This is a genomic window from Bradyrhizobium sp. UFLA01-814 (assembly GCF_046718885.1).
GTDB lineage: Bacteria > Pseudomonadota > Alphaproteobacteria > Rhizobiales > Xanthobacteraceae > Bradyrhizobium > Bradyrhizobium elkanii.
In genome coordinates this window covers 1-20,797 of record NZ_JAQOSR010000091.1, presented here as the reverse complement: position 1 = coordinate 20,797, position 20,797 = coordinate 1, and the positions used below count along the sequence as shown (strand labels likewise).

21 protein-coding genes and 2 pseudogenes are annotated in these 20,797 nt (G+C 62.7%); 10 read left to right on the top strand and 13 right to left on the bottom strand.

Features of this window, described 5'->3' with window-relative positions:
* Positions 1-4 precede the first annotated feature (4 nt).
* Positions 5-922, top strand: a complete 918-nt coding sequence (locus tag PMN64_RS25395) for an SMP-30/gluconolactonase/LRE family protein (RefSeq protein ID WP_411782593.1) — start codon at positions 5-7, stop codon at positions 920-922.
* A gap of 54 nt (positions 923-976) precedes the next feature.
* On the opposite strand, the gene PMN64_RS25390 is transcribed toward PMN64_RS25395, so the two are convergent.
* Positions 977-1,321, bottom strand: a complete 345-nt coding sequence (locus PMN64_RS25390; protein WP_411782592.1) for a hypothetical protein — start codon at positions 1,319-1,321, stop codon at positions 977-979.
* 309 nt (positions 1,322-1,630) lie between these two features.
* Positions 1,631-2,365: an IclR family transcriptional regulator gene (locus tag PMN64_RS25385; protein WP_225648230.1), complete on the bottom strand. Its 735-nt coding sequence runs from the start codon at positions 2,363-2,365 to the stop codon at positions 1,631-1,633.
* A 91-nt stretch (positions 2,366-2,456) separates the two neighbouring features.
* Here PMN64_RS25385 and PMN64_RS25380 point away from each other — a divergent pair, with 91 nt between their 5' ends.
* The 9 genes and pseudogenes from PMN64_RS25380 to PMN64_RS25340 all read left to right on the top strand — a co-directional run bounded on the left by PMN64_RS25380 (position 2,457) and on the right by PMN64_RS25340 (position 10,898).
* Positions 2,457-3,137, top strand: coding sequence for an RraA family protein (locus PMN64_RS25380; RefSeq protein ID WP_411782591.1), 681 nt, complete (start codon positions 2,457-2,459; stop codon positions 3,135-3,137).
* Between the two features lie 2 nt (positions 3,138-3,139).
* Positions 3,140-4,402, top strand: coding sequence for a 3-isopropylmalate dehydratase large subunit (locus PMN64_RS25375; protein ID WP_411782590.1), 1,263 nt, complete (start codon positions 3,140-3,142; stop codon positions 4,400-4,402).
* Entirely contained in the window at positions 4,399-4,896 is a 498-nt protein-coding gene (locus tag PMN64_RS25370) for an alpha-IPM isomerase (protein ID WP_411782589.1), read from the top strand. The genes PMN64_RS25375 and PMN64_RS25370 overlap by 4 nt, the downstream gene beginning before the upstream one ends.
* Positions 4,897-4,988: 92 nt before the next feature.
* Positions 4,989-6,071, top strand: coding sequence for a pyridoxal-phosphate-dependent aminotransferase family protein (locus PMN64_RS25365; protein ID WP_411782588.1), 1,083 nt, complete (start codon positions 4,989-4,991; stop codon positions 6,069-6,071).
* 31 nt (positions 6,072-6,102) lie between these two features.
* Complete coding sequence (locus PMN64_RS25360; protein ID WP_411782587.1) at positions 6,103-7,110, top strand: extracellular solute-binding protein; 1,008 nt, start codon at positions 6,103-6,105, stop codon at positions 7,108-7,110.
* Positions 7,111-7,114: 4 nt separating this feature from the next.
* Positions 7,115-8,176, top strand: coding sequence for an ABC transporter ATP-binding protein (locus PMN64_RS25355; protein WP_411782586.1), 1,062 nt, complete (start codon positions 7,115-7,117; stop codon positions 8,174-8,176).
* A pseudogene (locus PMN64_RS25350) lies at positions 8,173-8,949 on the top strand (ABC transporter permease); the annotation flags it as partial. The gene PMN64_RS25355 and the pseudogene PMN64_RS25350, both read left to right, overlap by 4 nt.
* 321 nt (positions 8,950-9,270) lie before the next feature.
* Positions 9,271-9,810 (top strand): ABC transporter permease, encoded by a 540-nt coding sequence (locus PMN64_RS25345; protein WP_410712190.1) that lies wholly within the window; start codon positions 9,271-9,273, stop codon positions 9,808-9,810.
* A gap of 17 nt (positions 9,811-9,827) precedes the next feature.
* Positions 9,828-10,898: a threonine aldolase family protein gene (locus tag PMN64_RS25340; protein ID WP_411782585.1), complete on the top strand. Its 1,071-nt coding sequence runs from the start codon at positions 9,828-9,830 to the stop codon at positions 10,896-10,898.
* A 373-nt stretch (positions 10,899-11,271) separates the two neighbouring features.
* Here PMN64_RS25340 and PMN64_RS25335 read toward each other — a convergent pair whose 3' ends face one another.
* The 11 genes and pseudogenes from PMN64_RS25335 to PMN64_RS25285 all read right to left on the bottom strand — a co-directional run.
* Positions 11,272-11,457, bottom strand: a complete 186-nt coding sequence (locus PMN64_RS25335) for a hypothetical protein (protein ID WP_028334180.1) — start codon at positions 11,455-11,457, stop codon at positions 11,272-11,274.
* Positions 11,458-11,507: 50 nt separating this feature from the next.
* The gene (locus tag PMN64_RS25330; protein ID WP_411782584.1) at positions 11,508-12,617 is read right to left on the bottom strand and encodes a WD40 repeat domain-containing protein; all 1,110 of its coding nucleotides are present in this window, start codon (positions 12,615-12,617) and stop codon (positions 11,508-11,510) included.
* 8 nt (positions 12,618-12,625) lie between these two features.
* Positions 12,626-12,934 carry a hypothetical protein gene (locus tag PMN64_RS25325; protein WP_411782583.1) on the bottom strand — a complete coding sequence of 103 codons (309 nt, stop codon included), beginning with the start codon at positions 12,932-12,934 and terminating at the stop codon, positions 12,626-12,628.
* A complete protein-coding gene (locus PMN64_RS25320) occupies positions 12,931-13,278 on the bottom strand; it encodes a hypothetical protein (RefSeq protein WP_411782582.1) in 348 nt (115 codons plus the stop codon). Before PMN64_RS25320 ends, PMN64_RS25325 begins: the two co-directional genes overlap by 4 nt.
* Before the next feature lie 116 nt (positions 13,279-13,394).
* Entirely contained in the window at positions 13,395-15,434 is a 2,040-nt protein-coding gene (locus PMN64_RS25315) for a sigma-54-dependent Fis family transcriptional regulator (RefSeq protein ID WP_411782581.1), read from the bottom strand.
* Positions 15,435-15,555: 121 nt separating this feature from the next.
* Positions 15,556-16,050: a hypothetical protein gene (locus PMN64_RS25310; protein WP_411782580.1), complete on the bottom strand. Its 495-nt coding sequence runs from the start codon at positions 16,048-16,050 to the stop codon at positions 15,556-15,558.
* 141 nt (positions 16,051-16,191) lie between these two features.
* The gene (locus tag PMN64_RS25305; RefSeq protein WP_411782579.1) at positions 16,192-16,872 is read right to left on the bottom strand and encodes an MIP family channel protein; all 681 of its coding nucleotides are present in this window, start codon (positions 16,870-16,872) and stop codon (positions 16,192-16,194) included.
* A gap of 110 nt (positions 16,873-16,982) precedes the next feature.
* On the bottom strand, positions 16,983-18,614 hold the full coding sequence (locus tag PMN64_RS25300) for a molecular chaperone GroEL (RefSeq protein WP_411782578.1): 1,632 nt from the start codon (positions 18,612-18,614) through the stop codon (positions 16,983-16,985).
* Positions 18,615-18,745: 131 nt separating this feature from the next.
* On the bottom strand, positions 18,746-19,543 hold the full coding sequence (locus PMN64_RS25295) for a metal-sulfur cluster assembly factor (protein WP_411782577.1): 798 nt from the start codon (positions 19,541-19,543) through the stop codon (positions 18,746-18,748).
* 6 nt (positions 19,544-19,549) lie between these two features.
* Positions 19,550-20,572, bottom strand: coding sequence for an amidohydrolase family protein (locus PMN64_RS25290; RefSeq protein WP_411782576.1), 1,023 nt, complete (start codon positions 20,570-20,572; stop codon positions 19,550-19,552).
* A gap of 118 nt (positions 20,573-20,690) precedes the next feature.
* Positions 20,691-20,797 (bottom strand): annotated as a pseudogene (locus tag PMN64_RS25285) (monooxygenase); the annotation flags it as partial.

Genomic DNA, 20,797 nt, shown 5'->3' with positions numbered 1-20,797 from the left:
AAAGATGTACGCAGCACCGGAAGTAATCCAGACCGAAGTCTTCGCCTGCCTCCCCGACAAGTTTCGTCGCAAGGACCCTGACAACGCCTGGGCAGTCGTGAACCGCCGGGGACTTTCGACCGATTCCTTCATCGAGGGACCGTCTTTCGATCGCAACGGCAATCTTTATATCGTCGACATTCCGTATGGCCGGGTCTTCCGCATTTCCCCGGCCGGCGAGTTCACGCTGATCGCAGAATATGACGGCGAGCCGAACGGCTTGAAGATCGCACGCGATGGTCGGATATTCATCACGGACTATCGCCACGGGCTCATGATGCTCGAGCCGGATAGCGGCAAAGTCACCAACGTGCTGGACCGGCGCTGGTCGGAGCGCTTCAAGGGCGTCAACGACCTGGTGTTTTCCAGCAATGGCGACATCTATTTTACGGACCAGGGGCAGACCGGCATGCACGACCCGACCGGTCGCGTCTATCGTCTGCGCGTCGACGGAACGCTCGACTTGATCGTCGGCAACGTGCCGAGCCCGAATGGGTTGGTGCTTAATGGCAGCGAACACATCTTGTATGTCGCCGCAACGCGCGGCAATGCGATCTGGCGGATACCGCTGATGCCGGACGGCACGGCATCGAAGGTCGGCATATTCCTCCAGTTGTCCGGAAGCCTGGGCGGCCCCGACGGCCTGGCGATGGATGAGCAAGACAATCTTGTCATAGCTCACGCCGGCCTCGGCACCGCTTGGATATTCAGCCGCCTGGGCGAGCCACTCTATCGAATCCGCTCCTGCAAGGGCCTCGCCACGACCAATGTGGCCTATGGTGGTCCCGACAACAAAAACCTCTACATCACGGAGTCGGAAACCGGCTCCATTCTGGTCGCGCGCCTGCCCGTTGCGGGACGGCTGATGGCCTCGCATCGTTAGCCGCTCAATGAGGATGGCAGCGTATTGAGGCCCCCCTCGCGCTTTGGCGTCCCATCACCGACTTTGATGCACAGATATCATCGAGTGACGGACGGCGCCTGTGTCAATCCGTTGTCGATTGAAAACCCCGGGCGGCACGTCCTCCGATAGATGCGGACCAGCCAGTTGCTTGCTCAGGGCATTCGATCCGTTGCCATCGCCATCGACAGCGTAGTTCGTCGGGCTGCCGCTGAAATCGAACACGGCGGTGAAGCGCAGGATGCTCAACGGCACGGTCGGATCGGCGCCGTATTCACTCGTCTTGGCGATCGTTCGGGATCGGCACGGGCATTGCGGATGAGTAGCAGTCGATCCCCCCAACAATGCAGCCAGGCTGCCCCCGAACTTCCAATCGCTCATGATGAATGGCGGCGATCTCGACCCCGCTCATCGACCTGCCCTGCTCGATCAACTGCGCGAGGTCAGACCATATTTCGATTCCGAGCCGGATAGGAGATCGAGTCGAAGCCACGCCACTTTCCATGACACCGAAACGAGCTTTGAGGCCCTGCCTGTATTGGCTGACTATAGATCTTTGTTGATCTTCTGATGCCCACATCGTGCACACGACGCCCTCTAATCGGTTGAAACACTTGAACTCTCACTCCAATCCATCACGACCCAGCTTGGGCAAGCTTCAGCCAAACAACAACTCAAATTGAAGAAGGTTCAGGGAGAGCCGGTCTCCGCCGATGGCAAGCTGATGATGCGCGGCGCGCCGACCTCCCGGGGCAGTGGCGCGCCGAGCACAAGCGACAGCTGATGCGAGGCGTCGGTGAGCCGGGCCGCCAACGCTCCGAGATCGGCCCGACGGATGCGTTCGACGGGGCCGCTGACCGTCATGGCACCCACCAGCGCTCGGTCGTGGCCGAAGACGGCGGTGGAGAGAGAGGCCGTCACGGCGTCGTAAATTCCGGAGCTAACGAAGATGTGCACGCCGTCATCTACCCGATCCGCCCAACGGGCCATCCTCAGCACTTGTCCTGTCGAGGTCAGATCGAGCGGCGCGAGATTTGTGAGCCGTGCGACGTCGCGTACTAGTTGGGGCGAATCCACTCGAAACAGGCAGAGCCGGCTGTCGCGTTCGCGCACGTGAAACGCGCTGCTCTCCAACGTCTGCTGGCTTAGCCGCTGAAGCACCGGCAGCACATGCTGTTCGAGATTGAAATTGGCCCGATAGGTGGTGCCGAGCTGGAAAGTCTTCGCACCAAGTGCGTAGCGGCCGTCGCTGAGGCGGACGACGTAGCCGGCTTCGTCCAATGAAACCAGCGAACGCATTACCGTTGGTTTTGCCAAACCCGTGATCTTGGCGATGTCGGCCAGGCTGCGCGAGCCGGCTCCGGCGAAGGTATCCAGGATCGCCAATGCGCGTTGCACGGCGGCGACCCCCTGCGTCTTCGGCATCGAAATCCCCTGTTCCGCCGATTCTGGGTTGACCTCGGCGCATCGCCATTACACTATGCGTAACGGCGTTCCATTTTCAATGGGGTTCGGTATGGCCGTAGGGTTCAGGATCCATTCCCGCAAGCGCGCTGTCGCGGACGAATGGATCAAGCGGGCTCGCGCCCTTCCGGTCGCCAATATTAGTGATGTGATGTCACGCATGGCCTCAGGCGGCGCGTCGCTACGGCCGATGCATGCGGCCGGTGGCATGGCTGGTCCCGCTCTGACCGTGAAGACCCGCCCCGGCGACAATCTGATGGTTCACAAGGCGCTCGACATGGCAGTTGCCGGCGACGTCATCGTGGTCGATGCGGCTGGCGACCTCAGCAACGCAATCTTCGGAGAGATGATGCTCGCGCAAGCGGCCCGGCGCGGCGTCGCCGGCATCGTCATCCATGGCGCGATCCGCGATGCGGCTGCGATCCGGGCGAACCCGCTGCCCGTATTCGCAGCGGGTGTCACCCATCGCGGTCCGTACAAGGACGGTCCGGGCGAGATCAACGGGCCGATCGCGATCGGCGGCATGGTCATACAACCCGGCGATTTGGTGTTGGGCGACGACGACGGCGTCCTTGCGGTCGCCGTCGACGATTGCCGGGCGGTGATCGAGGCCGCCGAAACTAAGCTGGCTGCCGAGACCAAGCAGATGGCGGCGATCGAAGCCGGTACGCTCGATCGCAGCTGGGTCGACGCCTCGCTCCGCCGTCTCGGCTGCGAGATGCCTGAGGTTTAACGATGGCCGGGCGTACAATCTCCGAGAAGATCCTCGCTCGGAAATCCGGGCAGGATGCGCAGGCCGGGGACCTCGTGGTCTGCGAGGTCGATTGCGCGCTTGGTACCGACGGTTCAGTCCCGATGGCGCTCGATTATTTCAAGGCGATGGGCGGGAAGAACGTGCACGATTCCGCGCGATTGGTCTTTGCGCTCGACCATTACGTGCCGCCCGCGAGCCCGCAAACGATCAAACTGCATCGCGTGATGCGAGACTTCGCCAAACGCTTCGGCGTCACACTGTATGAGGCCGGCGAAGGAATCGGCCACCAGCTCATCGTCGAGACCGGCCGCGCGCTGCCGGGCAGCTTGGTCGTTGGAGCCGACAGCCACGCCGTGACATACGGGGCGCTGAATTGTTTTGCGACCGGGATCGGCTCGTCCGACCTTGCCGCAATCATGCTGTGCGGCCGGATGTGGTTGCGCGTCCCGGACTCGATCCGCGTCGTTCTGACCGGAGAACTGCCGAGCGGCGTCTATGCGAAGGATATCGCGCTGGCGCTCGCGGGCCGACTCGGCGCCGACGGTGCGGCCTATCAGGCGCTCGAATTCGCGGGGCCCGGCCTCGCCACGCTCACGCTGGAGGACCGCCTCGTCCTGAGCAATCTTGCCGTTGAGATGGGGGCGAAGACCGGCATCTTCCCGGCCGATGAAGAGACCGTCGCGTATCTGGAAGGTCGCACCGGCCAAGCCTTCGAACCGATCGCACCGGATCCGGATGCCCGCTACAGCCGGACCGTCGAGATCGCGCTCGACGCACTCCCGCCGCAGATCGCATTGCCGCATCTGGTGGATCAGGTCGTGCCACTCGAGGCTGCGGCCGGCACGCCGGTGCAGATGGTCTATCTCGGCACCTGCACGGGCGGCAGGCTACGCGATTTCCATCAGGCCCGCGCCGTGCTCGAAGCGGGTGGAGGCGTCGCGCCCGGCGTCCAGCTCGTGGTCACGCCGGCATCGCGCGAGGTCCGCGACGCCATGGCGGCCGACGGCACGCTCGACGCCCTGGTCGGCTTCGGCGCAACGGTGGTCGAGCCGGGTTGCGGCTCCTGCTGCGGGACCTGCGGGGTGATCCCGGCAGACGGAGTTTCAGTGATCTCGACGGCCAACCGCAACTTCAAGGGCCGCATGGGTAACGCCAAGGCATCGATCTACCTCGCCTCCCCGGCAGCCTGCGCAGCCACGGCAACACGTGGCGCGGTGACTGATCCCCGCGAGGTGTCGCGATGACAGCTCTGCGGGGACGCGCGCGACTGGTTGGCGACGACGTCAACACCGACTCGATCATCAGCTCGACCCGCAAGCGGGAGAGCCTCGATCCCGCCGTTCTGAAGCAATTCCTGTTCGAGCATGTCGACCCTGCCTTTGCTGCCTCTGTACAGCCCGGAGACATCCTGGTGGCGGGCAAGAATTTCGGTTGCGGTTCGGCCATGGAGGTCGCCGTCACGACAGTGCTCGGCGCCGGCATTCCGGCGGTGCTGGCTCGAGGATTCTCGCGCACCTACTACCGCAACGCCATCAACAACGGCCTGCTGCCGGTCGTCTGCGATACCGGCGGGATTTGTGAGGGCGACATCCTCATCTCCGACGGCACCGGCGCGATCCGCAACGAACGCAGCGGCGAGACGCTCAACCCGGAGCCTCTGCCACCAATCATGCTGGCGATCCTGCGCGCGGGCGGCCTGGTTCCCTACATGCGCCAGAACGGTGACTTCAAGCTATGACGGCCACAGAGACTCCCTCCGCCATCGCCTCGGCAGGTTACCGTCTTCGGCTTCCCGGTCCAACCGAGGTGCCCGAGCGGGTGCGGCAGGCGATGGCCCGGACAATGGTCAACCATCGCGGTCCCGAATGCCGGACCGCGATCAGCGAGGCGGAGAAGATGATCCGTCCGATCCTGGGAACGACAAACCATGTCCTGTTCTTTGCGAGCTCCGGAACAGGCGTCATGGAGGCTGCACTCGTCAACGTGGCGGGGCCCGGCAGCCGGATCCTTGTGATCGAGCATGGTCAGTTCGGCGAGCGTTTCACCACCATCGCCAAGGCCATGAACATCACCGTCGACACGGTCGCAATCGAATGGGGCCAGGCGATCGATATCGTCGCGGTGGAGGCCCGTTTACACGAGCACGCCTATTGCGCCGTCGTCGCCGTGCACAATGAGAGCTCGACCGGGATTGTGGCCGATCTCGCGGCGCTCGGCGCACTCGTGCGCGACCGGCCAACGCTGCTGATCGCAGATTCCGTCAGCGGCCTTGGCGGCATCGAGATGCGGCAGGACGAATGGGGCGTCGACATCGTGGTCTCAGCCTCGCAAAAGGCCCTGATGTGCCCGCCCGGCCTCGCACTTGCCAGCGTGAGCGCCAAGGCATGGCGCGTGATCGGGCAGGACAAGCAGCGATCGACCTTCTATTGGGATTTCCGTCGCGCACTGAAATCCGCAGAGCAGAACGAGACCGCGTTCACGGCGCCGGTGAGCCTCATCTACGGTCTGCGAGAGGCCTTGACGATGATGCATGAGGAAGGCTTCGCCAATGTGCTCGAGCGCCACAAGAAGCTCTCAGCCGCGCTGCGCGCCGGCGGCGCGGCGCTCGGACTAGCAGATTTTTGCCGCGATGAGCCGCGCTCGAGCACGGTCGTGGTCTTCAAGGTCCCAGACGGGCTCGAAGGCGGTGCCATCGTCCGGCAGCTCTACCAGGATCACCGCACGGTGATCGCAGGCGCCCGCAACCGTCTCTCTGGCCGCGTCATCCGGTTTGGCACGATGGGTGCTTTGAGCACGGCGACGATTCTGACCGACCTTCTGCATCTTGAAGACTCACTCACGAAGCTCGGCTTGCCGATTGAACCAGGCGCCGGGCTCAAGGCGGCCACCGTGTACCTCGCTGCCACCACATGAGCGACGACTGAACCGATAAAGGCGAACCATGATGAGATGTCCTGCCTCCGTCCTCGCCCGAGTCGTGGCGCTCGCGGTATCGCTGTTCGCGGCCGGGCTGGCCGCGGCCCAGCAGAGCGTCGTGCTCTATTCGGCCAACGACGACACCGTGAACAAGCTTGTCGCCGAAGGCTTCGCCAAGGCGACCGGGATCAAAGTCGACGTGGTCTCGACCGGATCGGGTGTCCTTGTACGCCGTGTCGCCTCCGAGTCCGCCAATCCGCAGGGTGACGTGATCTGGGGTGTGAATGCGACGCTGCTGCGGCTGGCGAGTCCACACCTTCAGGCTTACCCGGCCAAGGGCCGCGAAGCCGTGCCGGCCCAATTTCGCGATCCAAACGACCTTTGGCTGGGCACCAACATTCAGGTCGTTGTGATCGGGCAGAATACCAAGGCGATCGACAAGACCAGCGGGCCCAAATCCTGGGCCGACCTCCTCGATCCGAAATGGAAGGGCAAGCTCGCTTTTACCGACCCGGCCAATTCCGGATTCTCATATGCGGCCGCGACGACACTTCTGTCGCTGTGGGGCGCGGATGACGCGGCCTGGACGAGGATGGACGGGCTGCTTGCCAATGCGAAGGTGCTCAACCGCTCGACCCAGGTGTTCGACGGGATCGGTAGCGGCGAATATCCACTTGGCATCACCCTCGAATATGCCGGCTTCCTGTGGGCCCATAATGGCGCGCCAGTGAGCGTCACCTATCCGGCCGAGGGTACATATGCGGGCGTCGAGGGCGCGGCCGTCCTGAAAGGCGGACCTAACCCCGAGCCCGCCAAGCGGCTGGTCGACTACCTGGCCAGCAAAGAAGTCCAGGAGATGTTGCTGAAGGCGACCTTCCGGCGCCCTGCCCGTCAAGATATCGAGCTCGAGGCAGTCGCACCCGGGATGCTGCCCTTCTCGGCGATCAAGGTGCGGCCTTATGACGATGCCAAATGGGAAGCGGCCCGGCGCGACACCCTCGCGCGGCTGAAGACCACGATCCAGAATACGCGCTGATCCCATGACCAGGATCCGGATTGAAGGCCTGACCCGCACCTTCGGCGCGGTGCGGGCCGTGGACGACATTTCGCTCGACATCAGGCACGGCGAGCTGTTTACGCTGCTCGGGCCTTCGGGCTGCGGGAAGACGACGCTGCTGCGCATGATCGCCGGCTTCGCCGATGTCGAATCCGGATCCATTTCCTTCGACGACCGGCGCATCGATGCTCTGCCCGCGCATCGCCGCAACACCGGCATGGTGTTTCAGAACTACGCGATCTTCCCGAACCACACCGTCGCCGAAAACGTGGCCTACGGGCTGAAGGCCAGGAAGGTCCCGGCTGCCGAGATCGCATCGCGTGTCGACAAGGCGCTCGAGCGGGTGCGCCTTGCAGGTTACGGTCCACGCTCGCCACACCAGCTCTCCGGTGGTCAGCTGCAACGCGTGGCGATCGCCCGCGCTCTCGTGATCGAACCCGCTGTGCTCCTGTTCGACGAGCCTCTCTCCAACCTCGACGCGCAACTGCGCACCGAAATGCGAATCGAGGTCCGACAGCTCCAGCAGGCGCTCGGCCTCACTGCGATCTACGTGACGCACGATCAGGAGGAGGCGCTCGCCATCTCCGACCGCATCGCCGTCTTGCGTCGCGGCAAGATCGAGCAAGTGGACACGCCCGAACGCATCTATCGGATGCCGCAGACCGCATTCGTCGCCGAGTTCCTCGGTTCGACCAATATGGTGCCGGGCATCGCCGGCGCCTTCGATGGCCGCAACACCCCTGTCGCGGCGGGCGGAACGGAGTTCTCGGTCAGAGGCGAGGTTGCATCACCGGGCGCACCGGTATTGCTGTCGGTCAGGCCGGAGGCCCTGCGGCTGGGAAACAGTTCCGGCGGCCCGCTCGTTCAGGCACGTCTGGCGCTACGCGAATTTCTGGGCCCGATGCAGCGTCTCCACGCAACGTTGCCAGACGGCACCCAGCTTCGGGTCACAGCGCTCGGCGGCCAGGTACTTGATGTCTTGCCCGGCGCTCCGCTCACCCTTGCCTACGATCCTGCCCAGATCACGGCGTATCCGGCGCCATGAAACGCTTTGCCACCATCGTGGCGCTGGCGGCGCTGGTGCTGCTCGCGGTCTTTCTGCTCTACCCGCTGGCGCTCGTTCTGGATGCGAGCGTACGGATCGACGGCACGGGCGGGCTGACGCTTGGGAATTATGCGGCGATTGTGAAGAGCCGCTACTACCTTGGCAGCATCGGCAATAGTCTGCTTTGCGCCGCGCTCGCGACAACCTTCACATGCGCGATCGGAATCCCGCTCGCCTTCTGTCTTGCCCGGATCGACATACCGGGCCGCGCTCTGCTGCTGACGCTTGCCTCCCTGCCGCTGGTCCTGCCCTCCTTCGTCAGCGCCTACGCGCTCGTGCTGCTGTTCGGCCATGCCGGCGTCATCACTAGCGCCGTGCGCGGAATCGGTATCCCGATCGGCTCGATCTATGGCCTACCCGGTATCGTCATCGTGTTCACGTTGACGCTCTATCCCTACGTCGTCATGCCCGTGCTGGCCGGTTTCCAGGCCGTCGATGCCTCGATGGAGGAGGCAGCCCGCAATCTCGGCGGTTCACGGTCCTATGTGATCCGCACCGTGCTGCTGCCGATTGTGATGCCGGCGATACTTGCCGGGGGAATTTTGGTGTTCATTGAGGCGCTGGAGAATTTCGGCGTGCCAGCGGTGCTGGCCGAGGACCGCCCGTTCCTGTCCGTCGACATCTTCAAGCTGTTCGCCGGCGAATCTGACGCCAATCCGGCTGCTGCGGGTGTGCTCAGCGTGCTCCTGATTGCCTGCACGGCGCTCGCGCTTCTCGTTCAACGGCACTATCTCGCCAAGCGCCGCTTCTCAACCAATGCCCGCAGTGCGGCCGCGAAGCTGCCGATGACACCGGGACTGCGGCTGGTGGCTACGGTCGTGAGTTGGGGCATTGTGATTTCCTCGCTGCTGCCTTTCGCAGCCGTGTTGATGATCTCTCTCCTGCGCTTCCGTGGCCCCGTGCTGACCTGGGAGTTCGGATTGGGCAATTACGCGACCTTATTGTCGGGCTCCTATCGGCCGCTGCTCAACACGCTGACGCTCGCCAGCATCGCGGCCATCGCCACTATGCTGATCGGCGCTCCGATCGGCTACGTGGTGGCCCGGCACCGCACGCGCCTGTCTGGTTTGCTCGATTTCGTCGGCATGGTGCCGTTTGCGGTCTCCGGCACGATCCTGGCGATCGGGCTCATTATCGCGTTCAACAGCGGGCCGTTGATCTTGACCGGCGGCTGGCTGATCCTGGTCATAGCCTATGTCGTCCGCAAATTGCCCTTCGCGATCCGGTCGTCCTCGGCAATCGTGCATCAGCTCGATCCCTCGCTCGAGGAAGCCTCAATCAATCTCGGGGTCTCGCCGAGCAAAACCTTCGCGACCCTGACGGTGCCGTTGATGGCGAGCGGCCTTGTCGGCGGCCTCGTGCTGGTCTGGATCACCGCAGCATCCGAGTTGAGCGCAACTATCGTGCTCTATGCGAGCGGCTGGGTCACCACGACCGTCGTGATGTACCATGCCATCGAGGGCACCGGCGCGGGACTCGCGGCCGCCGCAGCCGCGGTGCTTATCCTGGTCACCGCAATCCCGTTGCTCCTGATCAACCGACGCATAAGCAAACACGAAACGACCGTGATCTGACGGCAGGTGAGGACGGCATGAACGATGCAACCCAAGCGCTCCCGAATTTCCGCAGCGACAACGTCGCACCGGTCAGCCCTGAGATACTGCGAGCGATCGAGGAGGCCAATCGTGGCCCAGCCGCCGCTTATGGCGACGACGATTATTCGAAATTGCTGAATCAGCGCTTCTCGACGCTGTTCGAGACCGAGGTCGCGGTGTTCCCAGTCTCGACCGGCACGGCTGCCAATGCTTTGTCGCTCGCAACTTGCGTGCGGCCCTATGGCGCGATCTATTGCCACAAGGAGGCACATATCGACACGGCGGAAGGCGGCGCGACCGAAGCCTTCACAGGTGGCGCGAAGCTCCTCACGCTGCCCGGCCGGCATTTTCGGATCGAGCCGCCAATCCTGCGCGAGGCGGTTACCGGGGCGGCTTGGGGAGTCCGCAATCGCGCCCAGCCCGATGCGGTGTCGATCACTCAGGCCAGCGAATATGGGACGGTCTACCCTCTCGCCGAGATCGCCGCGATCGGTGAAATCGCCCGTGACAAGAATCTGTCGCTGCACATGGATGGCGCCCGATTCGCCAACGGCTTGGCGCGGCTCGGCTGTAGCCCGGCCGACATGACCTGGCGAGCGGGCGTCGACATCCTGTCGTTTGGGGCAACCAAGAACGGGGCGATGTCAGCGGATGCAATCGTGGTCTTCGACCACAACCTTGTTGAACCCCTGTCCTATCGACTTCGCCGCGCCGGACAGACCACGTCGAAGATGCGTTATGCGTCGGCGCAGCTGCTCGCTTATGTCGAGGATCGCCTTTTTCTACGACTCGCGGCAAACGCCAATTCTGTGGCCGCCTACCTTGGAGCAGGTCTTGCTGCACTGCCTGACGTTCGGCTCGTTGCTCCAGTGGAAGCCAATTTGATTTTCGCCAAGCTGCCCGCACTAGCCATCGACCGGCTCACGGCGAACGGGCTGCAATTCGCGCGACGAGGCGACGAGGTGATCCGGTTCGTCGCCCGCTTTGACAGCACCGAGGAGGAGGCCGATGAGGTCATCGCCCTCGTCCGTCGCGCGGTCACGGGACCAACATCGGTTGGCTTGTGACACCTGCGCGCCCCCTGTTGATGAACATAGAAGAGCAGTGTGGCGGACAAAGCGTAGCCCATGCGAACAGGGAGCGCCCCAAACCCCACACCAACTCTTATCGTCGACTGTAGTTGGTTCAGCTTCTCCCGACCGGCCGAATGCCGTGAGGAACACGAGCGTCCTCGCCACAATGCGCGAGCCAGCGGCTCGACCACTCTCTAGCCATCACCGCTTTGCAGCCGTCACACTTCAATTCAAGGAGGCCCCGAACTGCAGAAGATTACCGGGCGGACGTCGGTTACCACCACGGCTTCGCTGACCCGCACCACAGTTCGTTCTTGTCCGACTCAGCGCAATATCTGCAACAACGGCCATCAATCGCTGGCTTCGCTCAGCTCGTCGTCGCTGCACTTCGCTCGAAGGGTTTGTTCTCTGCGATGAACCTGGCCGCCAGCACGAGAGCGCCCATCGAGAACTCCTTGCCATGCGCGGCGATCATTCGCTCGGAAAGCTCGGCCAGCTCCTTGAAATACTGATCTTTGCTTTCGGCTTCGTTTAGCGATCGAGTAGACGTCATGGTATCCCTCCTAATGATCGCGGAAGACTTTCGCCTTTGGCGCGATCCCGCTATTTGAAGATGTGGGAGGGAAACGTGACGATCGCCGCCTCCCCGTTGTCCGTGCCGAATGCGAGATGCTGGCCATCGGCCGACCACCGAAGTGCGTGGATAGCGGCCCGGCCGGGTGGCTTGACGAGCAGTTCGTCGGATTCACCGATCTTGGCGACAACCACCATGCCGTCCGCGTAACCTGCTGCAATCAGCTGACCCTCGGGGTGTATATCCACTGCCTCCACGAGTACGGGTCGGGCACGGCCTGTCGCAAGGCTGGCCGGCCGTTCGCTGTCGTCGCTGAGGCCCGCGATATCCCATGCGATCATCCGATAAGCTCCGCTCGTGACAAGAACGCGGGAATCCGTACTCCACGACAAAGATGCAATACTCCCGGGATAGCTGGACATCCGGACAATCCGGGCATCGGCAAGACGGACCAAGACGACACCTGTCCCCACGACCGAAGCGGCCAACCAGGATCCGTCCGGGCTCCATGCCAAATGAGAGATCGGGCCGAGCTCGAATGAAGCCGCCGGCTCTGGTCGTGCCCCGAAGGCACGAACGAACAGACAATTATCGGCCCCGATCGCAAAGCGCCGACTATCCCTTGATACGACCAGTGCCGATGCATGGCCGCCCGCGCGCTCCTGGAGCCAACCGACATCGCCATTTGGATTGTAGAATATGACCGATCCGCCGGAGGCGGCCAGAATGCCGCCGCCCTGAACCGGGGCGACGAGATCGATTGGGGACCCATGGTCCGCGATCAGATGCGTGACGCCGGATGCCGACACGCGGCGCAACCGGCTGTGATCACTTGCAACAAACCCCGACGTCCCGATCAAGGCGAGGTGAAGCGGAGCATCGCTGATAACGACCTTCGTCAATGGGGGCACCGGCTTCCGCCGCGGCGAGATTGTGGCCCGGCCTCCGTCCAGCGCGATACGACAGCGATCTTGCGGCGGCTCAATATCGGTCAACGGAGCGATCGCCAGAGCGCCATCGGCGAGCGCAAACGCAACTCCGTCTTCCGCGAAGGCCAAACTGGTGACGGGCGCCCCTGCCGACCAGTGTCGCCCAAGCAAATCATAAAGCGTTGCAGTGTCTGCTTCCATCGTATCCATCGAACGTCTCACCTGCCGGCGGCAATCCGCCTGTCAAGATCTTCAAGGCGTCTTTCCAGTGCGGCGCATTGAGCGTCGCATGCTGCCATTCCGGCAGCTGCGCTTTTCAGGCGAGCCCGCGCTTCCTCCAGCGCCTCGGCGAGCGCATGCGAGACGCCCGTCGCGGCGATCTCGCGCTCAATCTCCTGAATCTCGAACTCCGCTCCTCCGCCAAGCTGAAGGTTCGAAAGGTTGCGTGATTGAGCGGCCGATATCTCCTGAACGACGAGCAATCGTTCCTTCAGCACTTCGATCAGGGTTGGAGAATCGTCACTCATCGGCCTGCCTCGATCTCAGCCAGCATCCGCTGCAGGCCTCCGACACCAGATACAAAATGTTGCTGCGCGTCATTGATGTGAGATTGCAGGGAGTCCCACAGATCGACCCTCAGCAACCGCGCCGGATCGCCGGCCATCGTCTCGATGGCCTGAAGGCCGAACTGATGCCGCAAGCCGATCCCCTTCAAGACGAATTCCGAAAGCTCACGTGCATGCGTTTCGATGAACGGACGCAAAAGCGGATGCGCACCGTAACTGATGCCGCGCTTTGAGAGTTCGACCTCGATGAACACGATGAAATGCCGAACCAGCAGATCCTGGCTTTCGCCGAGCAGCTGCACCACGAAAGTGACGTCGCGGTCCGCGCGCGCAACAATCTGCGATGCGAGTGCCGCCGCGGTCGCCGGCCCCTCCCCGCCGTTCTGTTCATCCCAGACAGCCGCCATGCGTCACCCCGCCCTCAGGTTCGGGAACGGTATTGGTGCAATTTGCGATACAGCGTAGCGCGCGAGAGCCCGAGCTTCTCGGCAGCAGCGGCAATGTTACCGCCAGCATTCGCGACCGCCCTCTCGATGGTGCGGCGTTCCACCTCGTCGAAACGCGCAATCTCGTCGCCTTCCGATCCCGTCGAGCTATGCCCCGCCTGCACGGACACCGAGGAGGGCTGAACCGACGCCATTTCCACGAAATCCTCCGGCAAGTCCCGGGGAGCGACGATGCCGGTGATCGTCATCAGCACGAGATTCTCGACCAGATTGCGCAGTTCGCGAACGTTCCCGGGCCAGCTATAGCGGCCCAGCAACTCCATCGTCGCTGCCTCGAAGTGTAGCGGTTGGGTACTATAGGTCTCTGCAAACTGCCTGTTGAAATGATCGATCAGAATCTCGACATCGCCCAGGCGCTCACGGAGCGGCGGTATGGTGAATTTGACGACACCGATCCGGAAGTACAGGTCCTTGCGAAAACGCCCTTCCGCCACTTCCTGCTTCAGATTCCGATTGGTCGACGCCACGAGCCGGACGTCTACAGGTCGTGCCTTACTGTCACCAAGCCTGTACACCGCGCGCTCCTCCAGCACACGAAGCAAGTAAGGCTGCAGGTCCATCGGCATCTCGCCGATCTCGTCAAGGCTGAGCACACCGCCATTGGCAAACTCAAACCGTCCAGGCCTCCCCTCGCGCGTGGCGCCGGTATAGGCGCCCGGCGCATGTCCGAATAATTCGCCGCCGAGGAGTTCCTTGGAGACCGCACCGCAATTGAAGGCAATGAACGGCTCCTTGCCGGTATTCTGGCTGGCGGCGTGAACCAGACGGGCGAACAGTTCCTTGCCGACGCCGGTCTCACCCTCGAGCAGGATTGCCGTTCGTCCAAGCGCTGCCCGCTCAATCTTCTCGATCGTTTGCAATAATGCGTCACTGCATCCAACAATCGCTTCCTTGGCCGAAACAAGTGCGGCGCGGGCTGCTGGCGACATCTGGGATCGGGCAAGACTGGCGCGTGGCTTCGCTGCGAGCACGAGCATGGCGCCCTTTACGACGCCGTCGACCACCAGCGGCTCGATCCGCTGCTCGCGCAGTTCTTCGGGCAGTCCATTGACAAGGTCTCTCGCCAGAAAGCCCTCGTCGCTTGGGAGAAGCTGGCTGCCGATGCTCAGGTCTTGCGACTGCGCAATCCGTCGGAAGCGAATGGACGCCATGTCGTTGTGGTGAACGACCCTGCCGAACCGGTCGAGAATAACGACTCCGTCAGCACTGCTCATCCCCGGCATCCGGGAAATGCTCGCCTCAAGCAGCCGCATTCTCTCGATGCGGATCTTTTCCGAGAGCGCCAGTTCGATGTGATGGGCCGCGACCACCGCCAGGGCCACATTGTGCCTGTGAAAGATTGCCTGAGGTCCGGAAAAGTCGACGATGCCGATGATGTTGCCGTCGATCGGACTACGAATGGGGCTGCCGACACAGGTCCATGCCTTGATGCCCTCCGAGAAATGCTCGGCCGCATGGACATGAACCGCCTTTCCCGTGACCAGCGCCGTGCCGATGCCATTCGTCCCGGTGACCGCTTCGCCCCAGGCCGCGCCTGCTTCCAGGCGAATATCGTGTCCTGCATCGATGGTCCGCCGATCGCCCCCGACTTCCAGCACGACGCCGTTCCTGTCGGTAATGACCACCATCGTCGCCGCGTCACCGAGCACCTCAGCAATGCGGCGGAAGGTCTCGGCGCTCGAACCAAGCAGGTCATCGTTCTTCAAGCGCAGCTCATAGAGATCGTCCGGCGAGGCAAGGAGATGACTGCCCTTGCCACGAGCATCGACCCCGGATGTGACGCTGCGCTGCCATGACTCCTCGATAACGCTTCGCACGGGAGCGTTCTCGCGCCTCAGATCCCCGAAGGTCAGGAAGTTTTCCCATGCCTTGTTGGTTTCCCGCTCATCGTATGGCCGCCCCTGCTCTGCATCCGGAGCTTTGTAGCCTTCCAAGGAAAACGGCGGCTTGGCCATGAGCGTTTCCGTCAGCATTGGAGCACCATACGTACGTTGGCAAACAGCAACCCGATCGGCAAACACGAACCGAGCCGGATCCCACCAGGATCGCTTTCCCTGCGGGCTCCGCTCACGCAGATCATTCGACGCTTCTGGAGATCGCCTCCAGGCCGAGGCGACCTGAGATGATCTGTTCCAGGTGGGCTTCCGACGTCTCGTCGGGCACACTCACTCCCTCGAGGTCGGCCAGGACCTTGTACAATTCATCGTTCAGCGGCTCGAAGATCCCGTTCTCGCGTGTCGCCAGAGCAAAGTATCGCGATTGGCCGTTGCCGCGCAGTTCCCCGACAAAATCGAGTTGCCGCCCCGATGCGAGATCGGCGATGACGACGCGACCGTTATGGCTGATCCGCACATAAGGCTCGACCTCTTTCGGGCGAGCCGGCGGCGTGGACCAGAGCTTGCCGGATGGCTGGGGCTGCGGAGCTGGCGTCGGGTTGCGCAATTGCTGCCAACGCCCGAGTGTCAGATGATTGGCGAGCGCGTTGATCGTCGTGCGGTTCTTCTGAAGGAAGTCCTTGGCCGCCACCTCTTCCCGGTGCGGACCGTCGCGCTTGGAGATGATATAGACCATGTCCCTTTTTCCTCCCGCCCGGCTGATCGGATGAGCTTGGAGGCTTGTTTCACTGCCTCCTTCGGCTCATGCCAAGGCTTTCAAGATTGTAACCCGTTCCAGATCGTTGTCACGGTGCAATCAATCATTCGATCGCGAACGTCACGCCGTCGCCACCATCTGGCGCGTCACCCCCGCCTTGAAGACGTAACCGGACAGTGCGGCCCCCAAGCAAGGCGCCACAAAATAGAGCCACACCTGTGACAGCGCATCGGAGCCCGCAAACAATGCAGGCCCCAGCGAGCGCGCCGGATTGACCGACGAGCCCGATACGGCGATGCCGGCGAGATGGATCGCGACCAGGGTGAGACCGATCACCAACCCCGCATAGGCGGATGCCACTCCGTTTTGCGTTGCACCAAGAATCACCGTCAGAAACAGGAATGTTGCCGACGCTTCGAACACGAACGCGGAGAGAACGCCGTATTGGCCCCAGCCATTCTGGCCAAAGCCGTTCGCCGCGACGTCGTAGCCTCCGACCTTGCCTTCCGCGATCAGGTACAGCACGGCTGCAGCCGCAATTCCCCCGATAAACTGCGCAACGATATAGCCGGAGAAATCCCGCGGCGACATCCGCCCGGCGACGAGCATCCCGAGGCTGACGGCCGGATTGAGATGAGCGCCAGAGATATGTCCGATCGAATAGGCCATTGCGACCACGGACAGGCCGAATGCGAACGCCACACCCAGCAAGCCGACCTCGGCCCGCATGAAGATCACGGTCGCGCAGCCAAAGAACACCAGCGCGAACGTGCCGATAAATTCCGCAACATACTTATGCATAACTCCCCCTCCCTAGTGATGAATTCGATATCGAGGCCGCTGTCCCCCTGGTCGCGGCGCCCGTCGTGTCCGGAGACGGCGCGGCGGAACGCGGACCGCGTACAGATGCCTCATGCGCGCCCGAGCTTCTCCGCCCCGCCGCCCAGTGCCGGCCCCTCTGTCGGATCAATGTACTCCGGCACATCGGCAATCAGGGTATTGGTGGTCAGCACCAGCGTGGCCACGGAAGCGGCGTTTCGAAGCGCGGTATAGGTCACCCGAACGGGGTCGACGATGCCGGCTGACACCATGTCGATGAATACTCCGTTGGCGGCATCGAATCCGACACCCGCCCGGGAACTCTGCAGATCGGCCACGACCCTCTCCGCATCATGGCCTGCATTCCGGGCGATGAAGGCGGCGGGACGCGACAGGGTTTCGCGCACCAACTTGATCCCCTCACCCAGGTCGCCATTGATGTTGCCGAGCGTGCGCGCCACCACCGGCGCGCACTGCGCCAACGCCGTGCCGCCACCGGGCACGATGCCCTCCTCGGCGGCGGCCCGCGCCGCGCTGAGCGCATCGTCGATCAACTGGATCGTCCGCTTCTGCTCCACTGGAGTGACACCGCCTGCGAGGATCACCGCGGTCCCGCCCGACAACTTCGCCAGCCGCTCCTTGAGCTTGTCCTGCTCGATGTTCGGCGGTGCCAGATCGTGCTGCTTGGCCACTTGCTGGCGCCGCGCCGCGATCGCCGCATCGTCGCCGCCGCCCCGGATGATCACCGTTTCGCGCGCACTGGCGCGCACCTGCCGCGCGGTGCCGAGATCGGCGAGGCTGATCTCTTCCAGCCTGCCGCCAAGCTCGCGCGCGATGACCCGTCCCCCAGTGATGATCGCGAGATCGTCCATCATCGCCTTGCGCCAGTGACCATAATCCGGCGGGTTGACCACCAGGATCTTGCCGCGGTTGTTATCGCCGAGCAGCGTGACGACCACTTCCGGCGCAATCTCTTCAGCGACGATGACAAGCGGCCGCCCGGTCGCGGCGACCGTCGCGCGCACCGGCGCCAGCTCGGCCGGCGCTTTGATCTTCAAGTCTGTCAGGAGGATGTAGGGCTGATCGAGCACCACCTCCATCTTTTCGACATCCGTCACCATGTGGTGCGAGATATAACCGCGATCGAACGACATGCCTTCGACGACTTCGAGCGTCGTGCTGGTCGTCAGTCCGTAGTCGGAACTGATGATGCCATCCTTGCCGACGCGCTGGACCGCCTCCGCAATCAGACCGCCCAAATGGGCGTCGGTCGACGCGATCGTTGCCACCGCCTCCAGCGTCTTGCGGTCCGATACGGCGACTGCCGAACTCTTCAGGGCCTCGACGACGACCTCGACGGCCCGGTCGATCCCTTTGCAAAGATCCACGGCCTTGGCGCCGCGCTCCAGTGCCGCAACGCCTCCCTGGATGAGGCCGTTTGCTAGCACCATGGCGGTGGTCGTCCCGTCGCCGGCGACTTCGTTGGTCTGCATCGAGACCTCGCGCACCACCTGCGCACCCATGTTCTCGAAGCGATCAGGCAGCTCGATTTCAGAGGCGATGGTGACGCCATCGCGGGAGACGATGGGCGTGCCGATCGGCCTGTCGACCATCGCGTTCATGCCCTTGGGACCGAGGGTCGATTCGACCGCCGCTGCAAGCTTCTGGACTCCGCGCGCAAGAGCACGTCGGGCTTCGATATGATGTAATAGTACTTTCGGCATTGGCTTCACTCCCAAGCGGTCGCATCTTGTTGTGTAGTTGGGCGGACTTGCTGACCGCTCCGGTTCTTGGCGCTCGCGGGCGCCGCGCTAAACACGACCCCACGCCCGCGCGATTCTGTGCTTCTCCACGGTCACGGGCCGCCTGACGGAACGGCACGCCTGCCGCAGCCCCCGCACGGCGACGGCATCCGTTCAGAGGTGCCGTCGGGTTCGCGATCGCGGACAGCGAGCAGGCCCCTGCACAATGAGCTGTTGAACTCCATATTGATGCGCACTCCCCGCAACCGCTGCAGGTAGGACGCCAGCTCGTGCCGTTTAATAGGGGCCCCCTCGTAGGCGACGAACGCACGATCCTCCGGGAGGCAGGCCAGGCCTGTTTCAATCAGAAGCGCGCGATAGCGGGGCTTTTGGCGCGCAACATCCGGCGAAGTGAACTCAACCTCGTCAAAGCTACGCAGACTCATCCGGCAGATCTCCGGATCCTCGTAACCTAGCCCCCGCAAGGCCAGTATCATGACCTCCTGGCGCCGCTCGAACGCCTTGCGACGGAACTTTTCCCGCAATTCATCAAGCGAACCTCCAGGCGCAAACTCCCTGAGTGCATCGGCAAATGACCTGCGTTCGCGGACACCACGGTTGATCTGCTCCGCGACCATATGGTCCCGAAGCTGAGGCCGCGCCTCGCGAACCCACGGCAGCGACGACACCGCCCGGCGCATGTCATCGGCCATGAGGAACGCGAAGTTCGCCGAACACCAGTACGTCGGCAAGCGAAAGACGATGTCGACATCGCCATCGTCATTGACAGTAACATGCTCGACGAATCCAAGATCGGTCACCGACTCGTCGAGTTCAGGGTCGGTCACCAACGCGAGGCGCTGCCACACCTCGCTGGTCCTTCGGTCTTGCTCCCGGAGCGATGCGTCCATGTGACGTCATCCCGCCGCGCTGGCGTAGGCACCCTTCGCCAGCTTGGCCTTCTGCGCCTCGACGTCCACGCCATAGAGCCGCGCAGCGTTGAGACCGAGGATCTTCTTCTTTGCTTGCGGCGTCAGATCGACACCGTGCTCCTGCTTGAGATCCTCGGGCAGCTCGAAGTTCCAGAACTTCTCGACCAGCCAGCGGGGCGTCCAAATGGCATAGTCGCTGCCGAACAGAATCTTGTCCTCGCCGACCCAGAACAGCAATTCGCTGATCACTTCCGCGAAATACCGGGGACGTCCGTGAATGAACGGAAGCGCCACCGCAAGGCCGCCATAGACGTTGGTCTCCTGAACGGCGATCCAGCAGAAATCGTCAAGTCTGGGCAGCCCGCAATGTTCGATGATGAAATTCAGGCCCTGGAAATCGGTCGCCGCGTGATCGACGTCGTGAACATCGAATGCATCCTTATCCAGCGGGATAATGGTCGGCCCCTTGTGGACGTGGATGTTGGTGATGCCGAGCTTCTGGCAGAGTTCGAAGCAACGATATGCGTTCGGATCGGTGAGCTTCCAGCCGCGCGACTCGCCCTTCCATTCGGCGGTGTAGAGCTTGACGCCCTTGATGCCGAACGTTTCCTTCATGTAGTGAATGTATTCCAGTGCCCGCTCACCATCTCGCGGATCAAAGGCGCCGTTGACGATGAAGCGGTCCTTGTACTTCTTCGCCATCTCGGCGTTTCGGTCGATGGTGTTGAAGCCGTTCTTGTAGAATTCCGTGAGGTAGGTCGACTGCACGATGGCCATGTCGTCCGGACCGTCGACGAACAGATCGCGGTACATCTGCTCTGCGCTGTATTTCTCGAACTGGTCCTTGGGCCAGAGCTTGTCCTTTGGACTGAGCGACGTGTGGTAGGCGTAGAAGCAATCGATGAACTGCTTGCCGTGAATGTTGAGCTGGTTCGCCGGACTGCCGTCCCAGAAGTGGGTGTGACCGTCGATGACGAAGACTTCCTCGCCCGTGGGAGTTATGAACATGATGGTCTCCAGGATTTTTTGATAAGCTCTGTCCGATCAATCCACGCGCCGTCGCAGCGCGAACACTCTAGAAACGGTGGGGCCACACCGGGAAGATGCGGCCCCCAGTGAGGGAGCTTCACTCGATGTATTCGAAGACCTCATCCATGTTTCCGAACAGCGTCACGGTATTGTCGTCGATGCGCACCATCCGGCCGTAGTGGGTCGAGGTATTCACTTCGAATA

What these genes read in the sequence shown, in the direction of transcription:
- PMN64_RS25330 (WP_411782584.1), bottom strand. Translation starts at nt 12,617, where the DNA reads ATGGATACGATGGAAGCAGACACTGCAACGCTTTATGATTTGCTTGGG.
- PMN64_RS25360 (WP_411782587.1), top strand. Translation starts at nt 6,103, where the DNA reads ATGAGATGTCCTGCCTCCGTCCTCGCCCGAGTCGTGGCGCTCGCGGTA.
- PMN64_RS25395 (WP_411782593.1), top strand. Translation starts at nt 5, where the DNA reads ATGTACGCAGCACCGGAAGTAATCCAGACCGAAGTCTTCGCCTGCCTC.
- PMN64_RS25375 (WP_411782590.1), top strand. Translation starts at nt 3,140, where the DNA reads ATGGCCGGGCGTACAATCTCCGAGAAGATCCTCGCTCGGAAATCCGGG.
- PMN64_RS25295 (WP_411782577.1), bottom strand. Translation starts at nt 19,543, where the DNA reads ATGGACGCATCGCTCCGGGAGCAAGACCGAAGGACCAGCGAGGTGTGG.
- PMN64_RS25390 (WP_411782592.1), bottom strand. Translation starts at nt 1,321, where the DNA reads ATGAGCGATTGGAAGTTCGGGGGCAGCCTGGCTGCATTGTTGGGGGGA.
- PMN64_RS25305 (WP_411782579.1), bottom strand. Translation starts at nt 16,872, where the DNA reads ATGCATAAGTATGTTGCGGAATTTATCGGCACGTTCGCGCTGGTGTTC.
- PMN64_RS25380 (WP_411782591.1), top strand. Translation starts at nt 2,457, where the DNA reads ATGGCCGTAGGGTTCAGGATCCATTCCCGCAAGCGCGCTGTCGCGGAC.
- PMN64_RS25310 (WP_411782580.1), bottom strand. Translation starts at nt 16,050, where the DNA reads ATGGTCTATATCATCTCCAAGCGCGACGGTCCGCACCGGGAAGAGGTG.
- PMN64_RS25355 (WP_411782586.1), top strand. Translation starts at nt 7,115, where the DNA reads ATGACCAGGATCCGGATTGAAGGCCTGACCCGCACCTTCGGCGCGGTG.
- PMN64_RS25325 (WP_411782583.1), bottom strand. Translation starts at nt 12,934, where the DNA reads ATGAGTGACGATTCTCCAACCCTGATCGAAGTGCTGAAGGAACGATTG.
- PMN64_RS25315 (WP_411782581.1), bottom strand. Translation starts at nt 15,434, where the DNA reads ATGGCCAAGCCGCCGTTTTCCTTGGAAGGCTACAAAGCTCCGGATGCA.
- PMN64_RS25385 (WP_225648230.1), bottom strand. Translation starts at nt 2,365, where the DNA reads ATGCCGAAGACGCAGGGGGTCGCCGCCGTGCAACGCGCATTGGCGATC.
- PMN64_RS25370 (WP_411782589.1), top strand. Translation starts at nt 4,399, where the DNA reads ATGACAGCTCTGCGGGGACGCGCGCGACTGGTTGGCGACGACGTCAAC.
- PMN64_RS25365 (WP_411782588.1), top strand. Translation starts at nt 4,989, where the DNA reads ATGGCCCGGACAATGGTCAACCATCGCGGTCCCGAATGCCGGACCGCG.
- PMN64_RS25340 (WP_411782585.1), top strand. Translation starts at nt 9,828, where the DNA reads ATGAACGATGCAACCCAAGCGCTCCCGAATTTCCGCAGCGACAACGTC.
- PMN64_RS25335 (WP_028334180.1), bottom strand. Translation starts at nt 11,457, where the DNA reads ATGACGTCTACTCGATCGCTAAACGAAGCCGAAAGCAAAGATCAGTAT.
- PMN64_RS25300 (WP_411782578.1), bottom strand. Translation starts at nt 18,614, where the DNA reads ATGCCGAAAGTACTATTACATCATATCGAAGCCCGACGTGCTCTTGCG.
- PMN64_RS25290 (WP_411782576.1), bottom strand. Translation starts at nt 20,572, where the DNA reads ATGTTCATAACTCCCACGGGCGAGGAAGTCTTCGTCATCGACGGTCAC.